Here is a 7,001-nt window from a genome sequence, read left to right on the forward strand (position 1 = left end):
TTCCTTTATTTTATAATATCTAATTAAATAAGATTAATAGTCATATTAATTCACAACTATTACTAAAAAAGGAAAAATAACTAATTTTTTTCCATTGCGGTAAACAGAAATTACATAATCATAAAGTATCTAAACCTTCAATGCTTACTAAAAACCTTGAGAAGGAACACAGGATATGGATTTTCATGGTCAACGTAGAAAAAACAATCTTAAGCATACTCAAAAAATTCTCTCCTTCAGAACTGAAAGACTATGAGAACAGAAAAATAGTCTTCTGGTACGACAGGGATAAAACCGCCTGGGATCAGGAGAAGCAGGCTCCCGGAGAAGAGCTTGAAGAAATAATTCAGGTCATGGAAGAAAACAACATCAAATTCCATATCCTTGACAATAACTATTTTGAAACTAAAAAGCGCCTTGAAATCGAAGACCTTGAGTCAAATTACCTCATCTACTGTCCAGACAAAGAAAGGGCACACGAAGACAACTGGCTTTTTGATATCCAGCTCTATTCGTCCAGATTTGAAAACAGCCGGATTTCGGACATCAAGAGCGAATTTGAAATCGATGGGCATGAGCTAGACGACTTCTTCACGAAATACGAGAAATTCTTTGGCAACCAGAAGGAGAGGGTCCAGCCCATAAAGAAGCTCCACCAGCGGGACTGGCGGGAAAAAGAGTTCATTCTGGGTATGCTGGCTGTTTTTTCAAAGACACAGGCCCTTGATTTCAAACAGATTATAAGGGACATCATGCTGAAATCCCTGGATGAAACTGAAAACCCGGCCTGGGAGAATATCTCAAAGTTCGGGCTGGAGGAGAACTTCTGGGAACTGGCAGAAGAGGACTTTGGGTTTTCGGCAAAAAATCCTACCCTGAAGAAGCTTTTCCTGAGTTTCCTTGTCACACATATAAAGCGGTATTCCGGAATTTCCCTGGCAGGCTATGACCAGTATGTTGATCGGAAAGAAAACGAGTGCCAGATCTTCCTCAAGCACTGGATGGACAGCTCACGGGATTCCAAAACGTTTGAGAAATATACCAGGGAAATGCTTGCAGAAAATGGTCAGGACCTGGAAAATAACCTGCAGGCAGAACTTGATAAACGTGATGTTCAGACATATCTTGAAGCTGAAGCCGTGGAAACCTTTGACAGGGTTGTAATTCTTCAGATACTCAAATCCCTGAACAGCCCCGTAGATTCGACTGAAGAGGACTTCAAAAACCATCTTGCCTGGATCGATACCCGCCGGACAAAACACTGGTTTTCCGAATACGAAAACATCTACAATGCGCTTGAATATGCGGTTAAGCTCTTCCGTTTTGCCAGGGAATACTATGATAATCCAAAAGCAGCTGATGCTCTTGAAAACACTCCCAGTTTGTATGAGTTATTCAAAGCGTATGCTGAGACTTACTACCAGATCGATTATCTCTACAGGAAATTCTACTATTACTATGATAAAGAGCAGGAAAAGGACATCCTGAAGAAAAACCTCAGACCTCAGGTCGAAGACCTCTACACCAACAAACTGCTTGGAAAACTGTTATTGAAATGGAGCAGCCTTATTGATTCCGAGCTCAATGGGCAGTGGAAGATTGAACTTGCAGACAGCCAGAAGGACTTTTACAAACGGCATGTAAACAGGATTCTGCAAAAAGATGACAGGAGTAAAGTTGCAGTTATTATTTCCGATGCACTGCGCTATGAAGCAGCTGTAGAGCTTTTTGAAACCCTCAACAAAGATACCTGGGGACTTCCAGAACTCAGCTACATGGCCGGAGTCTTACCCTCATACACGAAGCTCGGAATGGCAAGTTTACTCCCACATAATGCGCTGGAATACAGAGGAAAAGAAATCTTTGTGGACGGCATAAGTTCCGAAGGGCTTGAAAAAAGGAACAAAATCCTGCAGAGCAAATGTGATGACTCACTTGCACTGAACTATGAAGACTTCATTAAATTAAGCCGGGAAGAGGCAAGAGAACTGATCAAAGGAAAAAGAGTCCTTTACATATATCACAATAAGATAGACTCAACCGGGGATAAGCAGTCCTCGGAAAACAGCGTTTTCAATGCTGTGGAAGAAACAGTTTTTGAAATCAAGAAAATGGTCAAGCATTTGAGTGATACACTAAACACCACAAACGTCATTGTCACAGCAGATCATGGTTTCCTGTACAGAAGAGATGATATGGAAAATGTGGATAAGGTAGAAACCTCATCGTTTGACAAAACCCGCATAATTGATACCACAAAGAGATTTATCCTTAGTGACCAGGAGCTTGCACCGGATAATTCACTGAATAACATACACAGTTTTGACATGCGCCATATTCTCGGGAAGGAACATTCCCCCCTCTTTGCCTATGTCCCAAAGACTGACCTCAGGTTCAAGCTCCAGGGAGGCGGGCTCAATTTCGTGCATGGAGGAGCCTCTCCTCAGGAAATTGTCATTCCGGTCCTGACATATACCCATCGGAGAAATGAAAAAACCCTGGAAAAGAAAGGCATCAAATACGGCAAAGTCAACGTCTCGGTAATAAATGACCGGAAAAAGATCACAAGCAGCAAGTTTAAAGTAAAGATTTTCCAGACAGAAAAAGTGACTGATAAGCTGAAACCCCGTACTTTCAGGGCTTCATTATGGGATATTGACGGTGAGCAGGAAAAAATGGTCAGTGACGAAAGAACCGTTATTGCCAATAGCGAATCCGATGAGCCTGAAGAAAGGCAGTACACTGTTATACTTACCCTTGGCAATGGTCTCGAAAATAAAACATATTACCTTAGATTGATTGATGAAGACACAAATGAAATCAAAGATATTGCCCGGATTCCATTCGAACTTGACCTTTTGATTGGCGATTTTGATGACTTTTAAATTAAAAAAGGGAATCAGGCATAAAGATTCAGGAATAAAAAAAGTTTTTAGGGACAGGATAAAATGGTTGAAGCAGATCTCGAAACAGTAAGCCTTGAAACAGACCGAAAATTAAATCAGTACTTCTCCGGCAGGGTTGTGAGAAAAGACCTCACAAAGCTGTTGAAGGTCGGGCACAACGTCCCTGTCTATGTACTGGAATACCTTCTAGGCTCCTACTGTGCAGATGATGACGAGGATGTAATTAAGGAAGGTGTCCAGAAGGTCAAAAATATCCTGTCCCAGAACTATGTGAGGTCTGATGAAGCCGAAAAGATCAAATCAAGGATCAGGGAGACAGGATACTACACCATTATTGATAAGATCACGGTCACACTCAATGAAAGGAGAGACGTTTACGAAGCTGAGTTCTCCAACCTTGGGCTTAAAAACATTGAAATTGACTCTGATTATGTCATAAAATACGACAAGCTTCTAGGCGGGGGAATCTGGTGCATGATCAAGATGGAGTACTCTACAGAATCAGCTTCTTCGCCATTCGTCATCTCCAGCCTGAAACCTATCCAGATCCCTAATATGAACCTCCAGGAGATCCTGGTAGAAAGGAAGAACTTTACTAAAGATGAGTGGATTGATGTCCTGATGAGAAGCATTGGGATGGAGCCCACCCAGCTTGAAACTCCCACAAAATGGCATATGCTCGAAAGGCTAGTTCCTCTTGTCGAGAATAACTACAACCTCTGCGAACTCGGCCCGAAAAGCACCGGGAAATCTCACGTTTACAAGGAAATATCCCCCAACACCATCCTGATCTCCGGAGGGCAGACCACGGTTGCAAACCTCTTCTACAACATGTCCACCCGACAGGTAGGTCTCGTGGGGTTCTGGGATGTAGTGGCATTTGATGAAGTTGCAGGAATCCGTTTCAAAGACAAAGACGGAATCCAGATCCTCAAAGACTACATGGCCTCCGGCTCTTTTGCAAGGGGAAAAGAGCAAAAGAATGCAAATGCGTCAATCGTCTTTGTTGGAAATGTAAACCAGAGTATAGAGTCCTTAATAAAGACTTCAAACCTCTTTTCTCCCTTCCCGGACGCCATGAACAGCGATACCGCCTTTTTCGACAGGATGCACTATTACATCCCTGGCTGGGAAATCCCGAAGTTCAGGCCTGAACACTTTACAGACAGGTACGGATTCATAGTTGACTATATTGCAGAATTCTTCCGGGAAATGAGGAAGCGGTCCTATGCTGACAATATAAACAGGTTCTTTAAACTCGGAAACAACCTGAACCAGCGCGATGTAATTGCGGTTAAAAAGACCTTCTCAGGCCTTATGAAACTCATCTACCCGGATGAGAATATCACCAGAGAGCAGGCGCAGGAGATCCTTGAGTACGCCCTCGTAGGTCGAAGGCGTGTGAAAGAGCAGCTGAAAAAAATAGGAGGAATCGAGTTCTTTGATGTTAATTTCTCCTACATTGACAATGAAAACCTGACAGAAGCCTTCGTGTCCGTGCCCGAAAGCGGCGGAAACAAGATCATCCCCGCAGGCATTACAAAGCCCGGAGAAGCCTATGCAGTTGCTGCTACGGAATCTGGCAAGATCGGGGCCTACAAGTTTGAAGTCCAGGTTGTATCCGGCTCGGGTAAATATGAAAGATCAGGCACAGGTTCAAATTCTCAGGCCAAAGAGTCAATAAAAACGGCTTTTAATTACTTCAGGGCCAACGCAAAATCCATAAGCCAGAGCATCTCCGTAAAAGAAAAAGACTACTTTTTGCACGTCCAGGACCTTTATGGAGTTGGCATGTCCGAAGAACTCGCTCTTGCAGCCTTCATCAGCCTCTGTTCAGGAGCATTGGAAAGGCCGCTTCAGGAACAGACCGCCATTCTCGGAAGTATGACAATCGGAGGCTCTGTAGCTGTACTTGAAAACCTGGCTGGCCTTTTACAGGTCTGTCTTGATGCCGGAGCAAAAAGGGTTCTGATTCCGATTGCTTCTGCAGGGAAGATTGCGACAGTACCTCCGGACCTTTTCAGCAAGTTCCAGATTTCGTTTTATGAAGATCCGATAGATGCAGTGTACAAGTCGATGGCACTGATTTAATATCTTACAAAATCTGGATAAATCTGGATTCATAGTAAGCTCCTTTAGTTGAAGGTTTAAACTTTTAAGAAACAATTATCAGACTTTCCGCAGATCTCGGATTATTATTCAGGTATTTTTATTGGAAAACTGTAAATAATGTAACTTGCTATTGAATTTTTGAATTTTTATGCACATTACTACTAACGCCCTGGACCATCACGGTATAGTTTGTGGAATTTTCGATGAACTTGAAATTGGAAGTATTATCGATGAAGTACTTCCCAAAGTTGGACAACATAAGGTAGCTCATTCAATGGTGATAAAGGCAATGATTCTTAATTGCCTTGGATTCACTGACAATCGACTTTACCTGTACTCCCAATATTTTGAAAACCTTCCAGTTGAAAGATTACTTGGTCTTGGAGTGAGTGCATCAGATCTTAATGATGACGTTTTAGGGCGAACTCTTGATAAGATCTACGAAGCAGATCCCACTCAATTGTTCATGAAACTTTCCATTAAAATGATGGAAATTGTGAACCTTAAGGTTATACAGCTTCATTGCGATGATACCAATTTCAGCGTTCATGGAGACTATGAACCTGAAGATGGTAGCTCTGCCATTGAACTCACTTATGGTCACGCAAAAGATAAGAGATATGATTTGAAGCGTTTTTCAATGGGGATGATTGTAAACCAGTATGGTATGCCATTATTTACACAGGCTTATTCTGGAAATTCATCCGACAAAGAAACCATAGTAGAAGCCATGAAAAGACTTAAGGAAAACATAGAGTTTCCTGATGATGTTTATTTCATAGCTGATAGCTCTCTTTATTCTGAAGATAATATCAAAGCATTAAAAGACATGAAGTGGATCACTCGTGTTCCCTCAACCATAAATCTTTGTAAAGAGCTACTGAGTTCTGATATTGAGTTTAAACAGGGAGAAGATCCCCGCTACTCTTTTTATGAAACGATGGTTGAATATGGTGGCATAAAACAAAAATGGGTAGTTGTTCACTCCACCGAGATGCATAAAAGAAAAGACATTACGTTTGAAAAGAAAATAAAAAAGATTGTCAAGGAAGCTCAGAAAGATCTTAAAGAGCTGAAAAAAATAGAGTTTGCATGTGAAGAGGACGCAAGAGCAGCTCTGGAAAGATGGAAACAGGAAAACCCTTACTGTTTGATGGAAACAGTGGAGATATCCACAATCTCAAAACGAGAAAACGGTAAGAAGGGAAGGCCAAAAAAGGGTGAAAAGCTTGTCACTCATTATGTTGTAGATGCAAAGGCTGTCAGGAATGAAGAAATTGTACAGAATGAAAATAAGTATCATGGAAGATTTATAATCGGAAGCAATGACTTGGACCTTGATGCTGAAGAGATGCTGGAAAAATACAAAAACCAGAGTAAAGTGGAAAAAGGATTCAGGTTCATAAAGGACAAAAGTTTCAGGGTTTCGGAGGTTTATCTTAAGAAACCCGAAAGAATTGAAGCATTGTCAATGATCATGGTTTTAACTCTGATGGTTTACTCGGTAGCAGAATGTAAGCTGAGAGAAAAACTAAAAGAAACAGGGGAATCAATACCGGATCAGGTCAAGAAACAAACTCAAAAGCCGACATTGAAATGGGTTTTCATGCTGATGAGGGGGATTACGGAAGTGGAAGTAAAAACGAAATCAAAAACGAAAATTCAAGTTGCCAACTTGGATGAGATTAAAGAGAAGTTAATCAGGTTAATGGGAAAGAGTTGTGAAAAATACTATTTTTGAGATGAGGGTTAAGCTCATTAACTAAAAAATCTCAAAGGTTTCTGGTAGCACAAGTAGCGGATGCTATTATGGAATTCAGGAAATACCAGTCATACAGTATGAATAATATGGGACATTGATAAGTTCAGTTAGTGTTGTGCTAAAGAATCAACGAATTGCCATTAACAAAGGTCAATTATAATTTGACAGTTGGCCATTTAATAAAAATAATTTTATTTTTGAGGACATTTGCGGAAAGTCGG

The 7,001-nt window shown here is 41.2% G+C and carries 3 protein-coding genes; all 3 read left to right on the forward strand.

What is annotated here, in order from left to right:
- Positions 1–140 precede the first annotated feature (140 nt).
- The 3 genes from pglZ to EO93_RS11340 all read left to right on the forward strand — a co-directional run bounded on the left by pglZ (position 141) and on the right by EO93_RS11340 (position 6,759).
- Positions 141–2,885 carry a BREX-1 system phosphatase PglZ type A gene (gene pglZ, locus EO93_RS11330; protein WP_235284229.1) on the forward strand — a complete coding sequence of 915 codons (2,745 nt, stop codon included), beginning with the start codon at positions 141–143 and terminating at the stop codon, positions 2,883–2,885.
- A gap of 63 nt (positions 2,886–2,948) precedes the next feature.
- Positions 2,949–4,997: a protease Lon-related BREX system protein BrxL gene (gene brxL, locus EO93_RS11335; protein WP_048162608.1), complete on the forward strand. Its 2,049-nt coding sequence runs from the start codon at positions 2,949–2,951 to the stop codon at positions 4,995–4,997.
- Between the two features lie 169 nt (positions 4,998–5,166).
- Positions 5,167–6,759 carry an IS1634 family transposase gene (locus EO93_RS11340; RefSeq protein WP_048162609.1) on the forward strand — a complete coding sequence of 531 codons (1,593 nt, stop codon included), beginning with the start codon at positions 5,167–5,169 and terminating at the stop codon, positions 6,757–6,759.
- The last annotated feature ends 242 nt before the right edge of the window (positions 6,760–7,001 follow it).

Source organism: Methanosarcina sp. 1.H.A.2.2 (assembly GCF_000979975.1).
GTDB lineage: Archaea > Halobacteriota > Methanosarcinia > Methanosarcinales > Methanosarcinaceae > Methanosarcina.

What these genes read in the sequence shown, in the direction of transcription:
- pglZ (WP_235284229.1), top strand. Translation starts at nt 141, where the DNA reads ATGCTTACTAAAAACCTTGAGAAGGAACACAGGATATGGATTTTCATG.
- brxL (WP_048162608.1), top strand. Translation starts at nt 2,949, where the DNA reads ATGGTTGAAGCAGATCTCGAAACAGTAAGCCTTGAAACAGACCGAAAA.
- EO93_RS11340 (WP_048162609.1), top strand. Translation starts at nt 5,167, where the DNA reads ATGCACATTACTACTAACGCCCTGGACCATCACGGTATAGTTTGTGGA.